Here is a 19,373-nt window from a genome sequence, read left to right as displayed (position 1 = left end):
ACACGTCGCTCACCAACTCAACGATCGTCCACGCAAAACGCTCGACTGGGAAACCCCAGCCGAGCGTCTGCGTGATCTACTTACCCGCTAAAAGCAGGCAGTGTTGCGACGACCCCTTGAATTCACCCATTTGCCGGGCGGGTTTCGTGGGTTCGAAGGCGCGTTACTTGGCCGGCGCGTTGAACGGCTGGTTGATGGTGGTGAAGTACTGGATCGCCGCACCGATGGCGACCGGGGCGGTGATGAAGATCTGGCCTGCGACGGCGCCGACGGCGCCGACCAGGGCCACACCCGCGACGCAGCCGACAGCGGCGGCAGGCAGGAACGGACCGAACAGGCCGACGATGGTGCCGCCGACAACCGCGCCGCCCAGCACGCCGCCGAGCACGCAACCGACAGCCGCGCCACCGAGGCCGCCGACCAGGGTGCCGATGGTGGCGCCCATGGCGATGGTGTCCTTCATGCGGTTGAAGGCGGCCTGCTCACGGTCGTATTCGCTCTTCCAGGGAGCCTTGTCCTCGAAGGGCAGCGCGACCGGCTTGTACGCGGCGTGTGCCATGTCCATCTGCGGGGTGAGAGTCGCGGTGCGGCCCGAAATCGCGGCGGCGATCGGGAACTCGAAGTCGTCCACCCGGAACGACAGCGGCGTTCCCGCCAGCACCGTTCCATTGGTCGCCTTGATCTTGAAGACGCCGTCTTCGACGGTCATGGCGCCGGCATCGGTCGTGACGATGGTCGAGGTGTCGGTGGCGTTCGCGGTGAAGTTGACCGGCGCCTCGTCGGCGGGTGCGGCGTTGACAGTGCCGGCGGTCACGCCGATCGCGGCGATCAGCAGTGCCGACGTGGCGGCAAATTTCCTCATCAGCATTTTGAATCCTCGATACACATTGTTCGGAGTGGACTCCGTAATAAGAATCGAGGTCAGCTAATTCGTGGTGAATCAAACGTGATTGTTTATTAAGCCCCCGTTCACCTGCCGGGCCGGGTGGTCTCTTTGGTGTCTGAAAAGTGCTACCTGTCAGCGGTTTTCGTGTTCAGCACCAGGGTAGACCGCGGAGGGTTTGCGCAGCATCTCGAGACGGACATCACAACTTATCTCACGTAGTGATGTGTCAATTGTGATCTGGGTGAGTGTTCGGCAAATTCAAGATCACAATTCGCGACCGATGGTCCGGCAACTATCAAGATCAGCCCCAGACAATGGAGTAGTACTTCCACAGCGCGGCGATGAGTGCGAACGCAGTGGCCGCGATGACGGTGATCGCCGGGCCCCGCGTCGGCGTCTTGCCCTCGGAGTCGGTGAGGCGCAACGGCATCCACCGCAGCAGCACGGTGAGCCCGATGATCGCCAGCGGGACGAAGTAGCGGCCCTGCACGCCGTCGATGATGTAGTAGCCGACCGGCGTGAAGGACATAAAGAGCGTCACGTAGATCATCGCGACGCTCGCAGCCAGGGTGAGCGCGACGATCAGGGCGCGCCGGAACGTCGCGGTGGCCGGGTTCATCCGCTCCGCGATGCCGACGCTCACCGCGAAGGCGAGCAGGCAGGCCAGCATCGACAGGGCGGGCACGTCGATGTAGGAGAAGCCGAGTTCGCCGAAGAACTGGCTGAACCACCGCTGGTCCCGCAGTGCGATGCTCTCGCCGAAGGTATTCACGAAATGCAGGGGATCGGCGAGGATGCCGTGCAACTGCTCGCCGGGCTTGACCGAATTCCACTGGTGCGGTGGGCGCATCAGGCCCATGCCGTCCCCAGTCGGCGCGGCGACCTTCATCCAGGCCGCGAAGACAAGACCACCGGCGGCGGCGAATCCCCAAGGGATCCAGCGCTGCCAACCGGACTCGGCCCACGATGCGCCGGGCGCGACGCGGGAGAATCCGAACCGATGCACCGGTACCACCACGATGAGCATCGCGAGCAGCACATATGTCGGCTTGCTGATCGGCAGCAGGATGGTCGCGGTCAGCAGCGCCGCCGTTTCCACCCGCCCGAGCCGGTCGCCGAGGAACAGCGCTTTGACCAGCAACGCGGACACCATGATGGCCAGCGCGTTGGTCAACGTGTCGGCGGTGACCGTGCCCGACTGGAATACCGCGATCGGCAGCGCGGCGACGGTGAACGCCAGCCATTGCACCCGATGTCTGCGCAGCGCCCACAAGCCGAATCCGACAACGGTCAGGTAGACGAAAAGTCCGGCGAGCCGGGTGAGCAGCACCATGCCGCCGACGTCGAGGCCGAACAGCTCGGAAAGTCGAATGCCGACGGCGGCCGGGATATACGGCACCGGCGAGTAGGCGGCGGTATTGGTGAACCAGACCGGTTCGGTGGCCGAGGAGACTTCCGCGCCGCCGAGCCGGTCGTAGTCGCCGGGATCGGCGACCATCGGGTCCGGCTCTTCCGGGTTGGTTGTGTAGTCGTGCATCGCATAGCCCATCACGGCGGTGATGCTGGTCGGCACGTTACCGCCGTAGGCGACGCCGCGATCGTCCTTGATCCGCTCGGGCAGGAAGCCGCCGTGCGCGACCTGATAGGCCCTGCCGAACTGGGTGATCTCGTCATGGCCCCAGAAGGGGGGGGTCACCACGGCGAACAATGCGCCGAAGACGGTGGCCAGGAGGGTGAAGGCGACGGTCGCCGCGCCGAAGCGGGCGACGATGCGCTGCGCTGTTCGGCGGACCGCGTTACCCGTTGTGCCTGCCGATTCGGCAGCGTCGGGCGACTTCGGTTGTGCGGCACCATCGTCCGAGCTCGGGGACTGGTCGAGGATGGGTGCGCGACCCGGCGCGCTATCGGCTGGTGTCGCGTTATCCGCAGGTGTCGACTCTTGGTCGTCGGTCGTGGTTCGGTCGGCCGAAGTGGTCAACGGTCGGCTCCACCGTTCGCGTCACCACCATGTCCGTTCGGGTGCGGGTCGTCGGCGCTGACGGCCGAGTAGCGCAGGTAGACCAGCCGGGATGCCTCGTGCCGTGAGCGGCGGATGCCGTCCAGGATCAGGCCCGCGGTCCAGGCCAGGCTGCCGAGCAGCAGCAGCGTGAAGCCGAGGAACAGTGTCGGGAAGCGCGGCACCTCGTGGGTGTTGTAGAACTCGACCACTATCGGGATGGTCAAGATGATCGAGACCAGGAAGCTCAGGGTGCCGAACAAGCCGTAGAACGCGACTGGGCGTTCATGCCTGGCAAGGCCGATGATCAGCGCCAGAATCTTGAAGCCGTCGTGATAGGTGCGCAGCTTGCTTTCGCTGCCCGCGGGCCGATCGCGGAAGCCGACGGGGACGGCGGTCTGCGGCACCCGCAGATGCAGCGAATGCACCGTCAGTTCGGTCTCGATCTCGAATTCCCGCGACACCGCGGGGAAGCTTTTCACGAAGCGGCGCGAGAACACCCGGAAGCCGCTGAGCATGTCTTCGACGTTCTCGCCGAACACCTTTCCGACAACACCGTTGAGCACCTTGTTGCCGGTCTCGTGGCCCGAGCGGTACGCCGAGGCGCCCTCGTCTTGCTGTTTGCGGACGCCGAGCACATGGTCGTAGGGGCCGTCGAGCAGTGTCTTGATCATCAGCGGTGCGGCCGACGCCTCATAGGTGTCGTCGCCATCGATCATCAGATACACATCGGCCTCGATGTCGGCGAAGGCCCGCCGCACCACATTGCCCTTGCCCTTGGTGTGCTCGGCGCGCACGATCGCCCCGGCCGCGCGGGCTCGCTCGGCGGTCGCGTCGGTACTCAGGTTGTCGTACACATAGACGACAATTCCCGGCACGGCAGCCTGGAGGTCGGCGACGACCTTGGCAACCGAAGCCTCTTCGTTGTGGCACGGGACCACGGCGGCTATACGAAGCTCGGTGGAGTCCACCCGGGTCAATCCTCGAGGTCGGCGGTGTGAATGGGAACACCGGGAGGGTACAGGGCAGTGTGGCGCAGCGCGTACCCGGTAAGGGTTGCGTGCGCTCGGTTCACCGAGCCTAATGCGTGCGGTCGGAGGCGTCCGGTTATGACGCTGCGCCGGGCGCAGCGCAGGCGTGGTCGGCACCGGCTGGGGTACCGTCGCCCGGTGTCCTACCCCGAGCAGCCCGTGTCAGCACCCGAGCGGTCCGGCTCCGTGCCACCGGTGCCGGCCGCACAGCCGCTTGCCGCGAAAGTGGTCGGCGCCCTGCGGCGCGGCGGGGCGTTCCTCGTGGTCGGCGCGATCGGGTTCCTTGTCGATGCGGGCACCTACAACCTGCTCGTGTTCTGGGGCGGGGAGGGAATTCTGTACCACTCTCCGTTGCCCGCCAAGATCATCGCGATCGCCGTAGCTACCGTGGTCACCTACTTCGGCAACAAGTGGTGGACGTTCGCGCACAAGAACACCGACAACCCTGGCCGCGAATATCTGCTCTACGCCGTGTTCAACGTGGTGGCCATCGGCTTGCAGCTGGGCTGTCTCGGTTTTTCCCGCTACGTGCTCGACCTGTCGACACCGCTGTCGGACAATATTTCCGGCACGCTGATCGGGCAGATCGTCGCGGTGGTTTTCCGTTATTGGGCCTACGACAAATTCGTCTTTGTCGGTGGCCCGGCGAACGCAGAGCAACAGAAGTAATTGCGGCACCCTGGTTGCTGAACAGGCGCGGGCGGAGGTCGGTTGATATCCTCGCACCCGCCGCGAACGGCATCCAGGGGCTGTCTGTCCCGTCGGCACCCCGAGCGAGCACCCGGGAGCGCCGCCAATCGACACCGAGGATTTCGAGGACTTCATGGATCAGTCGGCTACCCAAGCCGTTACCGAAACGAACGATCGACCTTCGGCTGCTGAAGCGCCCGCCTCGCTGCGCGCCGACCATCGGGCGCCCGATCGACTGCTGCTGCAGCGCGGCATCTTCACCGGACCATCGGCAAAGGTCAGCGACGAGCTGTATGCCGTCGTGAAGGGTCGCGCGCATCGGGAGCGACTGGCGTTACGACTGGAAAAGGGCGCGACCGCCCACACCAACACCTACTTCGGTCGGTTCGCCGCCAGCTACTGGCAGCGCTGGACCACCGTCACCGAGGTGCGGGCGACGATGGTGCTCGACGTGGCCGCGAAGGCGAGGGTCCGGGTGGTCGCCTCTGATATCGCCGGGCACCGACGGATCATCGAGACCGCCGAGATCACCGCGGCCGGCCCGCTGACACTGACAGCGCCGCTGGACCAATACGTCGACGGTGGTGCGTTGTGGCTCGAGTTCGATGCCATCGGCGGCGACCTCGGGATCACCGAACTCACCTGGACCTCGGTCGCGCCCGACCATGTGCGGCCGGTGGCGATCGCGATCTGCACCTTCAACCGGGCCGCGGATTGCGCCGAAACGGTGGCCGCGCTGGCCTCGGACGCAACCGTGCTCGCCGCGATCGACGCGGTGTACGTGGTCGACCAGGGCACCGATCTGGTGGAGAACCGTCCGGTGTTCCAGAACACCCTGCCGGTCTTCGGCGACAAACTGCGCTACATCCGGCAGCCCAATCTCGGCGGTGCGGGTGGCTTCACCCGCGGCCTCTACGAGGTGTCCGCGGTGAACGAGCACGCCGATGTGATCCTGATGGACGACGACATCCTGTGCGAGCCGGAAACGGTGCTGCGGCTCAATGCCTTCGCCAATATGACAGTGGAGCCGACGCTGGTCGGTGCCCAGATGCTGTTTCTGCTGAACCCCGACTACCTCAATGTCGGCGCCGAAGAGGTGCACCTGCACGAGCTGAAGCACGGGCAGAAGGTGCCGAAGGCATTGCGCAACACCAGCATGCTCAAGCGCAACCAGGAGCGGCGCGTCGATGCGGGCTACAACGCCTGGTGGACCTGCCTCATCCCGGCGGAGGTCGTGGCCAAGATCGGTCTGCCGATCCCGATCTTCTTCCAGTGGGACGACGTCGAATACGGCGTTCGGGCCCGCGAGAACGGGTTCGTGACGGTCACCCTGCCGAATGCCGCGGTGTGGCACGCCGACTTCTATTGGAAGGACTACGACGACTGGGCGCGTTACTTCAGCACCCGTAACTCGCTCATCGTCGGTTCGCTGCACGCCGATCTCGACGCGAAGGCCATCAGCCGCCAGCTGTTCCGCAGCCTGGCCGAACACCTGGTTGCCATGCAATACGGTCTGGTGCACACCACCCTGCAGGGCATCGAGGACTTCCTCCAGGGCCCGAAGGTGTTGCGCGACGGCGGAATCGAGGCGCTGGCCGCCGCCCGCGCCGCCCGCGGCGACTATCCGGAGACGGCCAAACACGCGGCCGCAACCCCACCGGTGCGCTCCGGAGATATCCAGCTGCGCAGGGCGGGCGGTGAACCGAGCCGCGTGACTGCTGTGCTGATCAAGCGCGCCATCGGCCAGTGGACCGGCCGTACCCAGCACGGCTTGATCGGCATCACCCGCGAGGACGCGCACTGGTGGCACGTCGCACTGTTCGACCATGTCGTTGTCACCGATGCCTCCCAGTCCGGCGTCCGAATCCGCCGCCGCGACAAGGCAAGGGCCCGCGCTCTGCTGCTGCGCACCCTGCGCACCCTGCGGCGCCTGCGCCGTGAACTGCCCGCCTTGCAGCAGCAGTACCGCGCCGCGGTCCCGGAGCTCACCAGCCGCGCGAACTGGGAACGCCTCTACGGCATCGAGTCGGACTAGGTCGCCATACAACGAGTGACGAGCCGTACCCGCCATCGCGGGTGCGGCTCGTCCGGTTCGCCGGGGCGCGTCGGCGCAGTCGCCGATAAACCCGCTGCGCAACAGTAGTTTCACGACGCGGCGCCCGACCTCGAACAGAGGCCGAGCGCCGGGTGTACCTCGCGACTGTGCTTCAGAGGAACAGGTCGGTGGTCAGTTCGCCGTCGCCGGGGACGACACGGTACTTGTCCAGATCGGTAATGCCGTGGGCGGCAAGGACTTCGTCGTCGAGGAAGAAGTTTCCGCTGGTCTCCTTGGACGGTGCGGTGAGGACCAGGTAGGCGGCGTCGGCATAGATGTCGGGGGTGCGGGAGGTGGCGATCATTTCTTCGCCGCCGAGCAGGTTCTGCACCGCGGCAGTAGCGATGGTCGTGCGCGGCCACAGCGAGTTGACCCCGATGCCGTCGCCCTTGAGCTCCTCGGCCAACCCCAGTGTGGTCAGCGACATTCCGTACTTGGCGATGGTGTAGCCCAGCGCCATGCCCGCCCACTTGGGGTCGAGGTTCAGCGGCGGCGAGAGGGTGAGGATGTGCGGGTTGCGGCCCGCCGCCGCCGACTCGCGCAGTGCCGGAATGCTGAGCTTGGAGAGTAGGAAACTGCCGCGGCAGTTGATGTCCTGCATGAGGTCGTACTTCTTCATCGAGATGGCGTCGGTGGGGGAAAGGTCGATCGCCGAGGCGTTGTTGACCACTAGGTCGATGCCGCCGAAGCGCTCGACCGTCTGGCGCACGGCCTCGGCCACCGACTCGTCGATCCGCACGTCGCCGACGAACGGCAGCACCCGGCCGCCCGCGGCCTCCAGCTCGGCCGCCGCGGTGTGGATGGTGCCGGGAAGTTTGGGATGCGGCTGGTCGGTCTTGGCGATGAGGGTGATGTTCGCGCCGTCGGCCGCGGCCCGTTTGGCGATTTCCAGACCGATGCCGCGGCTGCCGCCCGACATGATCATCGTCTTGCCTGCGAGCGGCTTCGATCCCGGTTCCGTCATGACCTGCTCCTGTCGTCTGTGCCGCAGGTGGCGCCCCGCGGCCTTCCGCGCTTTGCACGTTAAGGGTAAACCCTGCCCCTATGCAACCAGTTGCATAGGGTGGTCGAAGAGAGGGCATCGGAACCGCGATGTTCCGATGCCCTCGACTTCATCAGAGACGTCAGATGCTCGCGATCATGACGATGTTGAGCAGCATGATCAGTGCGGCCAGTCCCCAGGTGACGTAGAGGAACACCATGCCCGGCGTCTTCTGCGGCACCTGACCGATCGCGCCGTTGAGGAAGATGACCACGGGCGCGCGGTAATAGAACCGTGTGCCCTGCCCCTCGGTGATCGGCACTGTCACATTGGCGGGGCCCATATCGAACAGCCACGGGGTGGTGACCTTGACGTGGTACTGGCCCGGCCCGACGGGGATGTGATTCTGTCCCCAGCGCGTGTTCGGCACCCGCTGACCATTGACCAGGATCTTCGGCTTGGTCAATGCCAGCAGGAAGGCGAATCCCGAGTACGACGCATCGATGGTGATTCCGGGCGGTGCAGGCGGCGCGGGCGGTGCGCCGTAGGGCGCCTGCTGCGCGAACTGCGGTGCGGGCTGTCCGTACGGCTGCCCGTACGGTGCGGCCTGTTGCCCGAACTGCGGAGCTTGCGGCTGACCGTAGGCAGGCTGCGGTTGGCCGTAGGCAGGTTGCGGGATCTGCGGTTGGCTCGGGTGTTGCTGATCCGGCGCGTACTGCGGCGGTGCACCGTATGGTTGCGGCGCACCGTACTGCGGTGCGGGCTGGCCGTATGCGGGCTGCCCAGGCCATTGCCCGGGCTGCTGGCCCTGAGGCGGATACCCGCCGGGGTAACTCATTCAACCCTCCCAGTTATCGATTAATGCGAGCCGACCCTACCGTGATTCGGCCAGTTCAGCGCCGCCCAGAGTTCCGCTCCTGGTAAGTCCTCCGGTGCTGCTTGGTGACGTTGCGCCAGACTCGCTCCCGCTCGGCTTGCAGGCGTTTGTCGGTGCGGGCGGCCATCCAGGCGTTCTCGCGGGCCAGTTTGCGATAGCTGTCGACCCGGCGCTGGGTCAGCGCGCCGCTATCGATGGCCTCCTGTACCGCGCAGCCCGGTTCGCCGTGGTGCGCACAATCGCCGAAACGGCATTGCTCGGCAATGGATTCCAGATCGCTGAAGGTCTTTTCGATGCCCTCGGCCGCATCCCACAACCCGATGCCACGCAATCCGGGCGTATCGATCAGCGTGCCGCCATCGGGCAGCGGTTGCAGCTCCCGGTGCACTGTAGTGTGCCTGCCCTTCTTGTCCGCCGCGCGAACAGCATTGGTGGCGAACGCTTCTCGACCGAGCAGGGCATTGGCGAGCGTCGATTTGCCTGCGCCGGAAGGGCCGATCAACGCGACGGTTCCGTCGAGCATCGCGGTGAGCACATCCAGCCCGAACCCACTGCTGGCACTGACCGCGAGCACGGCAGCGCCCGGTGCGACGGCGCGCACCTCGTCGAGCGGAATATCCAGCGCCGCATCCACTTTGGTGAGCAGCACAATCGGCTGTGCATTACTTTCCCAGGCCAGCGCGAGCATCCGCTCGATGCGCCCGAGATCGACATCTCCGTCGGCCGCGGTGCAGATCAGTACGGTGTCGACATTCGTGGCGAGCACCTGCCCCTGCGACCGTCCCGACACCGCCGATCGCGTGATCGCCGACCGTCGCGGCAGCAGCTGCCGTACCGTCGACTCGGCGTCGATGCTCACCCAGTCGCCGGTGCACAGGCCGCTGATCTCGGAATCCGATCGCGGACACCGAGCCCGGGCCTGCCCCGCGGGCGTCGCGACATCGCATTCGCTGCGGTCCATTCGAATCACCCGCGCGGGCACGCATCCATCGGTGATGAGCGCCTCGTATTCAGTAGCTACGGCTTCGGTCCAGCCGTAAGGGACAAGCAGGTCGTAGTCGACCATGATGGAAGGAATCCTTCGTCGAGCACCGAGCCCGACCCGGGCTCAGTGAGTGGAATGAGAGGTGGAGGTCCGTCCGGCGGCGCGCAGTCGCGCGGCTCGCCCGGGCATGACAATCCGAAGTTTGGTAGTCACGCGGCCCACCTCCTCACCTATCTCCTCGAAGTTCCTCAACACACTGACAGCTGCGCCCAACCCTGCGCAACCTATTTTTCCCGCGCCGAAGCGCGCGCGGTTCGGCGGGGATGGCTTGCGGCGCTCGGTTGCTACGAGGTCAGCGTTTGTCCGGCTTGCCGAACTGCTCGTTGCGGCCGAGGCTGCGTAGCTGGAACCATTCGCGCAGGCCGGCGGGGTCGCGGCGGGTGACGAGGAAGAACCAGGAGAAGCGGATCCATTCCTGGGGGAGCAGCTTTCGCATACCGGGCTGGGCCATCAGGTAGCCACGGTTGCGGTAGGTGAAGTAGCGCTTCACCGGATCATCGGGGTACTGGGTGTGCATGCGGCCGCCGAGGATCGGCTTGAATTCGGCGGCGCCATTGGGGTGTAAGTAGGCCGTTTGTAGGCAGGTGCCGAAGGGCAGGCCGGAGCGGACCAGGCGGCGGTGCACCTCGACCTCGTCGCCGCGGACGAAAAGGCGCAGATCGGGCACACCGATCACGTCGACCGCCTTGGCGGAGATGAGGGCGCCGTTGAACAGGGAGGCGATACCGGGCAGGAAGTCCTCGTCGCCTAGCTCGGAGCGCAGCCGCCGCCACACCACGCCGCGGCGCAGCGGGAAGGCGAGTCGATCCGGTTCGTCGATATCGCAGACCACCGGCGAGACCTCGGAAAGACCGTGCCGGGCAGCGCAATCCAGCAGAATGGACAGCACCTCGGGGCCCTCGGGCCTGCCGTCGTCGTCGGCGAGCCACACCCAGTCCGCGCCCTGGGTGAGCGCGTGCAGCATGCCGAGCGCGAAACCGCCCGCGCCACCGAGGTTGTGCGCCGATCCCAGGTAGGTCGATTCGATCGGCTGCTGCCGGACCAGTTCGGCGACCTCGGGCTCGTTGCCATTATCGATCACGATCAGGTGGTCCACCGGCCGCGACTGGGAGGTGACGACCTTCAGCGATTCCGCGAGCAGCTCACGCCGCTTGTGTGTGACCACGACCGCGATGATCCTGGCGTCGGGGCCGGTACCGGTCGGGGTGAGGTCGGCGGGAGCGGTCGCCGGCGCCGAATCACTCGCGGTTGCGTCGACCTTCGGTGCCGCCGCGTCGATCGAGGCATCGGCCGCGGTTACCGTCTCGGAGGTGTCCTGCGGCGGATCGACCGGGGACTGCCCCCCCGTGACGATCGGGGGTTCCTGCCCAGTCGATTCACTCATGCCTCCGCCTCGCTGACGCTCGGCCCCGGCATGCGCGATGCGCGCTGGCACACGATTCGCTCGCTGCGCTCGCTCATGCCTTATTCCGCTCCAGTTCTCGTTCGGTGCCCATTGTCCGCTCGGCTTCCATTTCGCGCAGCACGGTGGCGACGTGGTTTCCCGCATCCGGTCCTTCGTACGCGCGCACAACTTCTTCTATACCGCCGCGCAAACGGATCTGCCCATGGTCGATCCACATGGCGGTATCGCAGAGTTGCGCGAGGAATTCATTGGAATGGCTGGCGAACACCAGGATGCCGGACCTGGCCACCAATGACTGCAACCGGATACGGGCTTTCTTCATGAATTCGGCGTCCACCGCGCCGATGCCCTCGTCCAGCAGCAGGATTTCCGGGTCGATCGAGGTGACAACGCCCATGGCCAGGCGAACCCGCATACCCGTCGAATAGGTGCGCAGCGGCATGGACAGATACTCGCCGAGTTCGGTGAAATCGGCGATCTCATCGATCTTGGACAGCATCTGCTTGCGCGTCTGCCCGAGGAAAAGGCCGCGGATGATGATGTTCTCGTAGCCGGAAATCTCCGGGTCCATGCCGACGCCGAGATCGAACACCGGCGCCACCCGGCCACGGATGCGCGCACTGCCGCGCGAGGGCTCGTAGATTCCCGAAAGCAACCGCAGCAGCGTCGACTTGCCTGCGCCGTTGTGCCCGACAAGGCCGATCCGGTCGCCTTCTTTCAGCGAAAGCGTGATGTCGCGCAACGCCTCGACGACCACGACATCGGACTGATTGCGTCCGATCGCGCCGCCCGCCTTACCGAGGAACGCCTTCTTCAGCGACCGCGATTTGGCGTCGAAAATCGGGAACTCGACCCACGCCTGCCGGGTTTCGATACTCACATGGTCGGTCATCGAGCCCCTCCTAAACCCAGTACGGCACGCGTGAACGGAACTGCTTCATCGCGAAGATCGCCACGATCCAGCCGATCACGGTGATGGCGCCGACGATCACCCAGTGATACAGATGCTGATCGTCGCCGAGCAACGGCGCACGGACGATTTCCAGGTAATGGAACGTCGGGACGATTTCGGCCAGTTTCGCGCGCTCGCTGACCTGGCCGCCCTGGGCCTCCAGGCTTTTCGTATTCCACATGACCGGAGTCAGCACGAACAGCATCAGCGTGAGGCTGCCGAGGATCGGCGCGATATCGCGGTAGCGAGTGCTGAAGATGCCGAACACGATCGACACCCACATCGCGTTGAGGAACAGCAACCCGAGTGCGGGGATGGCGAATATCGCGGTCCAGTGCAGTTTCTCCCAGACACCGAATGCGACCAGCACAACCAGATAAATCAGCATGTTGTGCGCGAAGAACAGCAGCTGCCGCCACACCAGGCGATAGACATGCACGCTCAGCGCCGAGGGCAGCTGTTTGATCAGTCCCTCGTTGGCGATGAACACATCGGAGCCCTCGAGGATGCTCGCGTTGATCACGTTCCAGACGATGATGCCGACGGCCACATAGGGCAGGTAGTCCTTGATCGGCTGATCGAGCAGCGCCGCGTACAGCAGGCCGATCGCCGCGGCTTGCACGCCGGTCGCGATGGTGATCCAGAACGGCCCGAGCACCGAGCGCCGGTAGCGCTGCTTGATGTCCTGCCAGCCGAGCGACAGCCATAGTTCGCGCTGCGAAAAGCCACCGCGGAAATCCTTGAAGGCGCGCTGGAAGGTCTGCGAATCCGACACGATCGGTGTCTCGACCGCGACGGACTCCACTGCGGGAGCGTTGTCTGCCGATGTGGTCGGCTGCTCGTCGGGGGTCACCGGAGTCTCATTCGCTGACTTCTTCTTCGCGTCTTCCGTCGAGGTCTCTGCGGAAGGCTCGTCGGAAAGTGCTTGGCTGGTATCTGAACGCACTTGGCTCTCTTCAGTACGCCCCGGGTCGACAGCGGAAACCGAGTCGGGGCGAGCGGCAGCGGCGGGCACGGTGCCCGAGCCTACCCTCGTAAATTCCGGTCGGCCCGCGTGGCCACGCGGGGTCTACAGATACTGTCCGGTTCCGCCGGTGGTCTGGCCCGGTGCGCCACCCCGTGGGTCGAGCGCATGGATGCCGGGTGGCAGCGCGCCCTGACGCATCTGTTCCAGCTGGGCACGTGCCGCCATCTGCTGCGCGAACAGTGCGGTCTGGATGCCGTGGAACAGCCCCTCCAACCAGCCGACCAGCTGCGCTTGGGCGATGCGTAGTTCGGCGTCGGTGGGGATGGCGTCGTCGGTGAACGGCAGCGTGAGCCGCTCCAGCTCGTCGCGCAGTTCGGGGGCGAGGCCCTGTTCCAGCTCGCGGACCGAGGATTTGTGGATCTCGCGCAGCCGGGTGCGGCTCGCATCGTCCAGCGGTGCGGCGCGCACCTCTTCCAGCAGCTGTTTGATCATGGTGCCGATGCGCATGACCTTCGCGGGCTGCTCGACCATGTCGGCGAGCGATTCGCCGGAGTCGTCGTTGTCATCCGACGCATCGGATTTCTTGTCGCTGTCGGTGACAACCTGCGCGGTGAAGGGCGAGTCCGATCCGGCCTCCGCAGGGGCGGCCAGCGGTCGGCCATCGGGTCCGATCACGACGATGGATTCCGGTGCCTCATCCGATTGCGTCATGATCCCTATCATGTCGCGTTCGCCGCGAACACGCTAAGGCGGGCGGTCGAGGTCGCCGGAGTCCGTGCCGCGGCGGTGTGCCGGCGTTCTATTCTGTTCGGGTCGTGTGGTTCGGATTTGCTGAAAGTCGGTTGCCATGCTGAGTCCCAGGTCGTTGCGTTCGTGCCTGTCGGTGTCTTTCCCCTCGAGAGGGAACGCGGTTACACAGCCCCGCCCGCTGCCCTTAGAGTGGCCAACATGACATACGACGTCGCGAGGGTTCGGGGCCTGATACCGTCCCTGGGCGACGGCTGGATCCATCTCGACCCGCAAGCGGGAATGCTGGTCCCGGATTCGGTATCTCGTGCCGTCTCAACAGGTTTCCGCACCTCGTCGTTTTCGCATATCGGACGCAATGGCGCCGCGGTGCGCAGCGCCGCGATCTTGGACGCGGCCCGTGAGGCCGTTGCGGACCTGGTCGGCGGCGATCCCGCAGGTGTGGTGCTCGGACCGGATCGGGCGGTGCTGCTGGCCTGGTTGGCGGAGTCGCTGAGTTCGCGCCTCGGGCTGGGCACCGGGATTGTGCTGTCGCGTTTGGACGACGAGGCCAATGTCGCGCCGTGGCTGCGGATCGCGAACCGCTACGGCGCGCATGTGCGCTGGGCCGAGGTCGAGATCGAGACTTGCGAGATGCCTTCGTGGCAGTTCGAGGAACTGATCGGGCCGACCGCCCGGCTCGTCGCGCTCACTGCGGCATCACCGATCGTCGGGTCCGCGCCCGCGGTCCGGGTCGCCGCGGACCGTGTACACGAGGTGGGCGGTCTACTCGTCGCCGACGCCTTCGGTGCGTCACCGTACGCGCTCATCGATATCGACGAACTCAATGCCGACGTCGTCGCGCTCAGCGCCCCGGCGTGGGGTGGCCCGCAGATCGGCGCGCTGGTCTTCCGAGATCCCGCGTTCCTGGACCGGATCCCGTCGATGTCGTTGAATCCGTATGCGAAGGGCGCCGAGCGGCTCGAGGTGGGTGGCCACCAGTACGCCCTGCTCGCCGGGCTCACCACCTCGATCGACTTCCTCGCCGGGCTCGACGAGCGGGCCACCGGCACCCGCCGCGAGCGCCTGGAGATGTCGATCACCTCGCTGCAGGACTACCACGATCAGCTCTTCGAGCACTTGATGGACGTGCTCGACAAGATCCCCAACCTGACCGTCATCGGCCGCGCCTCCACCCGCATACCGACCGTCAGCTTCACCCTCGCCGGTATGCAGGCCGAGAAGGTCGCCGCCAAGCTGGCCGACAACCGGATCGGCACCCTCAGCGGCGTGCACGGCGGCAGCCGTCTGCTGGACGCGCTCGGTGTCAACGATGAAGGTGGTGCGGTGACCGTCGGCCTCGCTCCGTACACCACCAAATTCGAGATCGACCAACTCGGCAGGGCGCTCGCCGCCCTGGAGTGACCGGGGTCGACCGAGTGGCGCCCGTGGTTATTGCGGCGTCTGCTTCCTGGAAGTACTGAAAGTTGTTGCGCACCATAATGGCTGCTGCAACCCGACAACCTGCGCATACGTGAGCGCGGCGCCACCGGTGCGGTCCGGCGCCGCCGACCGAAGTCGCACTTCGCTCGCGCCGGACCTGCCCGGCCCGGATCGAATGATCCTGGGCCGGGCAGGGATTCGTCTGCCGATCAGTTCGCCATGCCGGCGAACATGCCTGGCTGGTAGGAACCCCCTTGGTTGCGCACGATCACGCCGAGCCGGTTGGCCGCGTTGATCTGGGCGACCAGGCAGACCAGCGCGGCGATCTGGTCATCGTCGTAGTGCTTGCGCACCTGAGCCCAGGTCTCGTCGGACACGCCGTGCTGGGCGTCGGCGAGCCGGGTACCCTCCTCGGCGAGCGCCAGCGCGGCCCGCTCGGCCTCGGTGAACACGCTGGCCTTGCGCCAGACGGCGACCAGGTTGAGCCGGACTGCGGTTTCACCGGCGGCCGCGGCCTCCTTGGTGTGGAGGTCGACGCAGAAACCGCAGCCGTTGATCTGGCTGGCGCGCAGCGACACCAGCTCCTGCGTGGCCTTCGGCAGCGTCGACTGTTCGATCACCAGGCTGGCGTTGGCGAACCGCTTACCGAACTTCGCGCCGGTCGGGTTGTCGAGCATGTTGAATCGGGCGTCCATGATTTCGTCCTTACTGGTGGTGTTGCGTACCGAACGAACACAAGATGCCGACGACCCGATCCCCGTGACAGCGCGGCCATGTGATGTGGGCCACCGATCGCGGGTGTCACAAAACGGTGGGTACCGGCGTCTTGTGCCCGACACAGTCGAGATCGCACAGACAGGAGCCGCCGATGAGCGAGCGCATGGACTCCGCCACCGAGGCGTTCGTCACCCACCGCAACCTGCTGTTCACCGTCGCCTACGAGATGCTCGGCTCGGCCGCCGACGCGGAGGACGTCCTACAGGAGACCTGGATGAAATGGGCGGACGTCGATCTGGATGCGGTGCGGGAGCAGCGTGCCTACCTGGTTCGGATCACCACCCGCCAGGCGCTGAGCCGGCTGCGTACGCTCGGCCGTCGCAAAGAGTCCTACGTCGGTCCCTGGTTGCCTGAGCCGCTGCTGACCGCGCCCGACGTGGCAGAGGACGTCGAGTTGGCCGACAGCGTCTCGATGGCGATGCTGCTGGTGCTGGAGACGCTCGCGCCGACCGAGCGGGCAGTGTTCGTGCTGCGCGAGGTGTTCGATCTGGAGTACGACGAGATCGCGGAAGCCGTCGACAAGACGCCGGCCGCGGTCCGCCAGATCGCCCACCGGGCGCGGGCGCACGTTGCCGCGCGCCGGCCGCGCGGGGTTGTCTCCCCGGCCGAGACCCGAGACGCACTCGAAGCGTTTCGACGAGCGATCGAAACAGGCGATCTGCAGAGCCTGCTCGACCTGCTCGCGCCGGAGGTCGTCCTGCTGGGTGATGGTGGCGGCGTCGTGCAGGCCGCGTTGTCGCCCGTCGTGGGGGCAGGCAGCGTGGCTGCCGTGCTGGGCAGGATCGCTGCCGCGGCGTCGCTGCAGCCGGCGCAGGTCAATGGCAACCCGGCGCTGATTCTCCGGCTCAACGGCGAGATCGACACCGTCGTGGCGGTGCGCATCGACGAGGGCCTCATCACCGGGCTCTACGCCGTGCGCAATCCTGCGAAGCTGTCTCGTGTCGAACAGGAGACCGCGGTGAGCCGCTGAGTCCGAAAGACTCCGTCGGCGTCGCTACCCGACGGGTCGCCGATCCGGCCGACCCGGCCGGACTGCGGCACGGTGGTCAGATCTCGCGGACGCGCAGGATCACTTTTCCGAAGGTCTCGCCGGAATCGAGCATCCGGTGGGCCTCGGGGGCGTCCTCGATCGGGATCTCCGCATGGATGACCGGCACAATGGTGCCGTCGGCGATCAGCGGCCAGACCTGGCGGTTCAGGTCGGCGATGATCGTGGCCTTGCTGTGGTTGCCGGTGGCGGGTCTGTTGCGCACGTTGTTCGCGTGGATGCTGCCCCATTTGCCGAGCAGCGCAGCGAGGTTCAGTTCGCCGCTGACGCCGCCCTGCATGCCGATGACGACCAGGTGGCCGTGCTGGGCGAGTGCCTCTACATTGCGCGGCAGGTAGGCGGCGCCCATGTTGTCGAGGATGATGTCGGCGCCGGGGCCGCCCGCGCCGGACACCTCGGCGCGGATCCGCGCGACGAAGTCGTCGTCGCGATAGTTGATCAGCACGCTCGCACCGAGCTCCTTGCAGCGCTCCAGCTTCTGCTGCGACCCCGCGGTCACCGCGACCCGCGCCCCTCGGGTCACCGCCAACTGGATGGCGTGGGTGCCGATTCCACTCCCACCGCCGTGGATGAGCACCAGCTGGCCCGCGTGCAGGCCCGCCGTCGTGACGAGGTTCGACCACACCGTCGCGGCTACCTCCGGCAATCCGGCCGCCGCACCGAGATCCAGTCCGTCGGGCACCGCAAGCACCTGCGTCGCCGCCACCACGACCCGTTCGGCGTAACCGCCGCCGGACAGCAGCGCGCACACGCGATCGCCGACCTGCCAGTCGTGCACACCGTCGCCGAGCTCCGCGATCACACCGGAGACTTCCAAACCGACGATCTCGCTCGCCCCGGGCGGTGGCGGATAGGAACCCTGGCGCTGTAACAGATCCGCGCGATTGACACCGGCCGCGGCCACCTCGATCAGCACCTCACCGTGCCCCGGCGCCGGGTCAGGAGTTGGCGTCCACTCCATCACCTCGGGCCCGCCGAAACCGTTCAGGTTGATTGCACGCACCCAACCCATCCTGCCGGGTGCGCCGTCGGACCGTGCGCCCGACGGCCTATTCGAGCCGTCGACTCGGCAGCTGTGACACCGCGCCGCATACTCGGCGCACCCAATCCGACGAGCATCCTGCGCGAACGGATCGAACGGACTACCGTCCCACCCGTGAGCGGCTTCGTCGACTTCCAGAATGAGATCTACCTGGGCGGACTCGGTGGTTCAGTGCCCGAATTGCCGATGACGGCCGCGGGATTGGAGCAGCGGGCACAGCAGGTGCTCGACCCGGCCGCTTTCGCGTATGTGGCGGGCAGCGCGTCGTCGGAACGGACCGCCGCGGCCAACCGCAGCGCGTTCGATCGGCACCGGATCGTGCCACGGATGCTGCGCGGCACCTCAGGGCCGGGAGCGCGCGATCTGTCGGTGGAGGTGCTCGGCACCCGATTGGCCGCGCCGGTGCTCACCGCGCCCGTTGGGGTGCTCGAACTGCTGCACGAGCGCGGTGAGGTGGTCGTCGGCGAGGTCACCAAGGAACTCGGCCTCGGCACGGTGCTGTCGACGGCGGCCTCCTCGACCATCGAGGAGGTCGGCGCGGCGGCGGGCGAGTGGTGGTATCAGCTGTATTGGCCCAGCGATGACGAGCTCGCGCGCTCGTTCGTCGCCCGCGCCGAGCGCGCGGGGGCCAAGGCGATCATCGTCACCGTCGACACCCCGAGTCTCGGCTGGCGGCCACGCGATCTAGAGGTTGCGCATCTGCCGTTCCTGCACGGCAAGGGCATTGCCAACTACCTGTCCGATCCGGTCTTCCGCGCGAAATTGCCGACGCCGCCGGAAGACAGCGAGGACGCGATGCGGGCGGCCATCCTCACCTGGGCCGCCGTGTTCGGCAACCACACCCTGCGCCCGGCCGACCTCGCCCGGCTGCGCGAATGGACCGATCTGCCGATCGCGGTGAAGGGCATCTTGCACCCTGAGGATGCCCGCCAGGTGGTCGACGCGGGCGCCGACGCGGTAGTGGTGAGCAATCACGGCGGCCGCCAGGTGGACGGCTCGATCGCCGCGCTGGACGCGCTGCCCGCCGTCGTCGCCACCATCGGCGACCGCGCCGACGTGCTTTTCGATTCCGGCGTGCGCACCGGCTCGGACCTGCTGATCGCGCTGGCGCTCGGCGCGAAGGCGGTGCTGTACGGCAGGCCGTGGGCCTACGGTCTCGGCATCGCCGGGCGGGCGGGTGTGCGCCACGCGCTACGGGTGCTGTTGGCCGATTTCGACTCCGCGCTCGGCCTTTCCGGGTGCGCGAGTCCGGGCGCGTTGGACCGATCGCTCGTCGCGACCGCGCGCTGAGCTCCACGCGGCCTGGATTGTCCCAGATCAGACGCGCTTAGAATAGAGAACGTGCATCCCGAACCCAGCCCTCGCGTGCCTGCGGAGCCGAATTGGCTCGACCCGGAGCAGGCGCGCGCAT

17 protein-coding genes are annotated in these 19,373 nt (G+C 66.5%); 5 read left to right on the top strand and 12 right to left on the bottom strand.

Going from position 1 to position 19,373, the window contains the following annotated elements:
- Positions 1 to 163: 163 nt before the first annotated feature.
- The 3 genes from ACLMAL_RS16895 to ACLMAL_RS16885 form a co-directional block, all read right to left on the bottom strand.
- The gene (locus ACLMAL_RS16895) at positions 164 to 868 is read right to left on the bottom strand and encodes a hypothetical protein (protein WP_411999906.1); all 705 of its coding nucleotides are present in this window, start codon (positions 866 to 868) and stop codon (positions 164 to 166) included.
- Between the two features lie 319 nt (positions 869 to 1,187).
- Positions 1,188 to 2,864: a DUF2142 domain-containing protein gene (locus tag ACLMAL_RS16890; RefSeq protein WP_411999905.1), complete on the bottom strand. Its 1,677-nt coding sequence runs from the start codon at positions 2,862 to 2,864 to the stop codon at positions 1,188 to 1,190.
- Positions 2,861 to 3,853: a glycosyltransferase gene (locus ACLMAL_RS16885; RefSeq protein ID WP_411999904.1), complete on the bottom strand. Its 993-nt coding sequence runs from the start codon at positions 3,851 to 3,853 to the stop codon at positions 2,861 to 2,863. The genes ACLMAL_RS16890 and ACLMAL_RS16885 overlap by 4 nt, the downstream gene beginning before the upstream one ends.
- A gap of 138 nt (positions 3,854 to 3,991) precedes the next feature.
- Between ACLMAL_RS16885 and ACLMAL_RS16880 the strand changes: the two genes are divergently transcribed.
- A complete protein-coding gene (locus ACLMAL_RS16880) occupies positions 3,992 to 4,582 on the top strand; it encodes a GtrA family protein (protein ID WP_411999903.1) in 591 nt (196 codons plus the stop codon).
- Between the two features lie 154 nt (positions 4,583 to 4,736).
- The gene (locus ACLMAL_RS16875; RefSeq protein ID WP_411999902.1) at positions 4,737 to 6,638 is read left to right on the top strand and encodes a glycosyltransferase; all 1,902 of its coding nucleotides are present in this window, start codon (positions 4,737 to 4,739) and stop codon (positions 6,636 to 6,638) included.
- Positions 6,639 to 6,810: 172 nt separating this feature from the next.
- Here the strand turns inward: ACLMAL_RS16875 and ACLMAL_RS16870 are convergent, their stop codons facing one another.
- From ACLMAL_RS16870 to ACLMAL_RS16840, 7 genes are all read right to left on the bottom strand, one after another.
- A complete protein-coding gene (locus tag ACLMAL_RS16870) occupies positions 6,811 to 7,662 on the bottom strand; it encodes an SDR family oxidoreductase (protein WP_411999901.1) in 852 nt (283 codons plus the stop codon).
- 160 nt (positions 7,663 to 7,822) lie between these two features.
- A complete protein-coding gene (locus tag ACLMAL_RS16865; RefSeq protein ID WP_411999900.1) occupies positions 7,823 to 8,518 on the bottom strand; it encodes a hypothetical protein in 696 nt (231 codons plus the stop codon).
- 55 nt (positions 8,519 to 8,573) lie between these two features.
- A complete protein-coding gene (rsgA, locus tag ACLMAL_RS16860) occupies positions 8,574 to 9,623 on the bottom strand; it encodes a ribosome small subunit-dependent GTPase A (RefSeq protein WP_411999899.1) in 1,050 nt (349 codons plus the stop codon).
- Between the two features lie 271 nt (positions 9,624 to 9,894).
- Entirely contained in the window at positions 9,895 to 10,986 is a 1,092-nt protein-coding gene (locus tag ACLMAL_RS16855) for a glycosyltransferase (protein ID WP_411999898.1), read from the bottom strand.
- A gap of 73 nt (positions 10,987 to 11,059) precedes the next feature.
- Complete coding sequence (locus ACLMAL_RS16850; protein WP_411999897.1) at positions 11,060 to 11,899, bottom strand: ABC transporter ATP-binding protein; 840 nt, start codon at positions 11,897 to 11,899, stop codon at positions 11,060 to 11,062.
- 10 nt (positions 11,900 to 11,909) lie between these two features.
- Positions 11,910 to 12,764 carry an ABC transporter permease gene (locus tag ACLMAL_RS16845; RefSeq protein WP_411999930.1) on the bottom strand — a complete coding sequence of 285 codons (855 nt, stop codon included), beginning with the start codon at positions 12,762 to 12,764 and terminating at the stop codon, positions 11,910 to 11,912.
- Positions 12,765 to 13,028: 264 nt separating this feature from the next.
- On the bottom strand, positions 13,029 to 13,637 hold the full coding sequence (locus ACLMAL_RS16840) for a bacterial proteasome activator family protein (RefSeq protein WP_411999896.1): 609 nt from the start codon (positions 13,635 to 13,637) through the stop codon (positions 13,029 to 13,031).
- Positions 13,638 to 13,874: 237 nt separating this feature from the next.
- On the opposite strand from ACLMAL_RS16840, the gene ACLMAL_RS16835 reads away from it, so the two are divergent.
- Entirely contained in the window at positions 13,875 to 15,077 is a 1,203-nt protein-coding gene (locus ACLMAL_RS16835; RefSeq protein WP_366529420.1) for a cysteine desulfurase-like protein, read from the top strand.
- Positions 15,078 to 15,304: 227 nt separating this feature from the next.
- Here the strand turns inward: ACLMAL_RS16835 and ACLMAL_RS16830 are convergent, their stop codons facing one another.
- Entirely contained in the window at positions 15,305 to 15,790 is a 486-nt protein-coding gene (locus ACLMAL_RS16830) for a carboxymuconolactone decarboxylase family protein (protein WP_411999895.1), read from the bottom strand.
- 173 nt (positions 15,791 to 15,963) lie between these two features.
- On the opposite strand from ACLMAL_RS16830, the gene ACLMAL_RS16825 reads away from it, so the two are divergent.
- Positions 15,964 to 16,842: an RNA polymerase sigma-70 factor gene (locus ACLMAL_RS16825; protein ID WP_411999894.1), complete on the top strand. Its 879-nt coding sequence runs from the start codon at positions 15,964 to 15,966 to the stop codon at positions 16,840 to 16,842.
- A gap of 76 nt (positions 16,843 to 16,918) precedes the next feature.
- On the opposite strand, the gene ACLMAL_RS16820 is transcribed toward ACLMAL_RS16825, so the two are convergent.
- Entirely contained in the window at positions 16,919 to 17,923 is a 1,005-nt protein-coding gene (locus ACLMAL_RS16820; protein WP_411999893.1) for an NAD(P)H-quinone oxidoreductase, read from the bottom strand.
- Positions 17,924 to 18,076: 153 nt separating this feature from the next.
- Between ACLMAL_RS16820 and ACLMAL_RS16815 the strand changes: the two genes are divergently transcribed.
- Positions 18,077 to 19,252 (top strand): lactate 2-monooxygenase, encoded by a 1,176-nt coding sequence (locus ACLMAL_RS16815; protein ID WP_411999892.1) that lies wholly within the window; start codon positions 18,077 to 18,079, stop codon positions 19,250 to 19,252.
- The last annotated feature ends 121 nt before the right edge of the window (positions 19,253 to 19,373 follow it).

It is taken from the genome of Nocardia sp. CWNU-33, from assembly GCF_046764895.1.
Lineage (GTDB): Bacteria > Actinomycetota > Actinomycetes > Mycobacteriales > Mycobacteriaceae > Nocardia.
The sequence above is the reverse complement of the archived record's forward strand: the minus strand, read 5'-3'. Positions and strand labels throughout refer to the sequence as shown.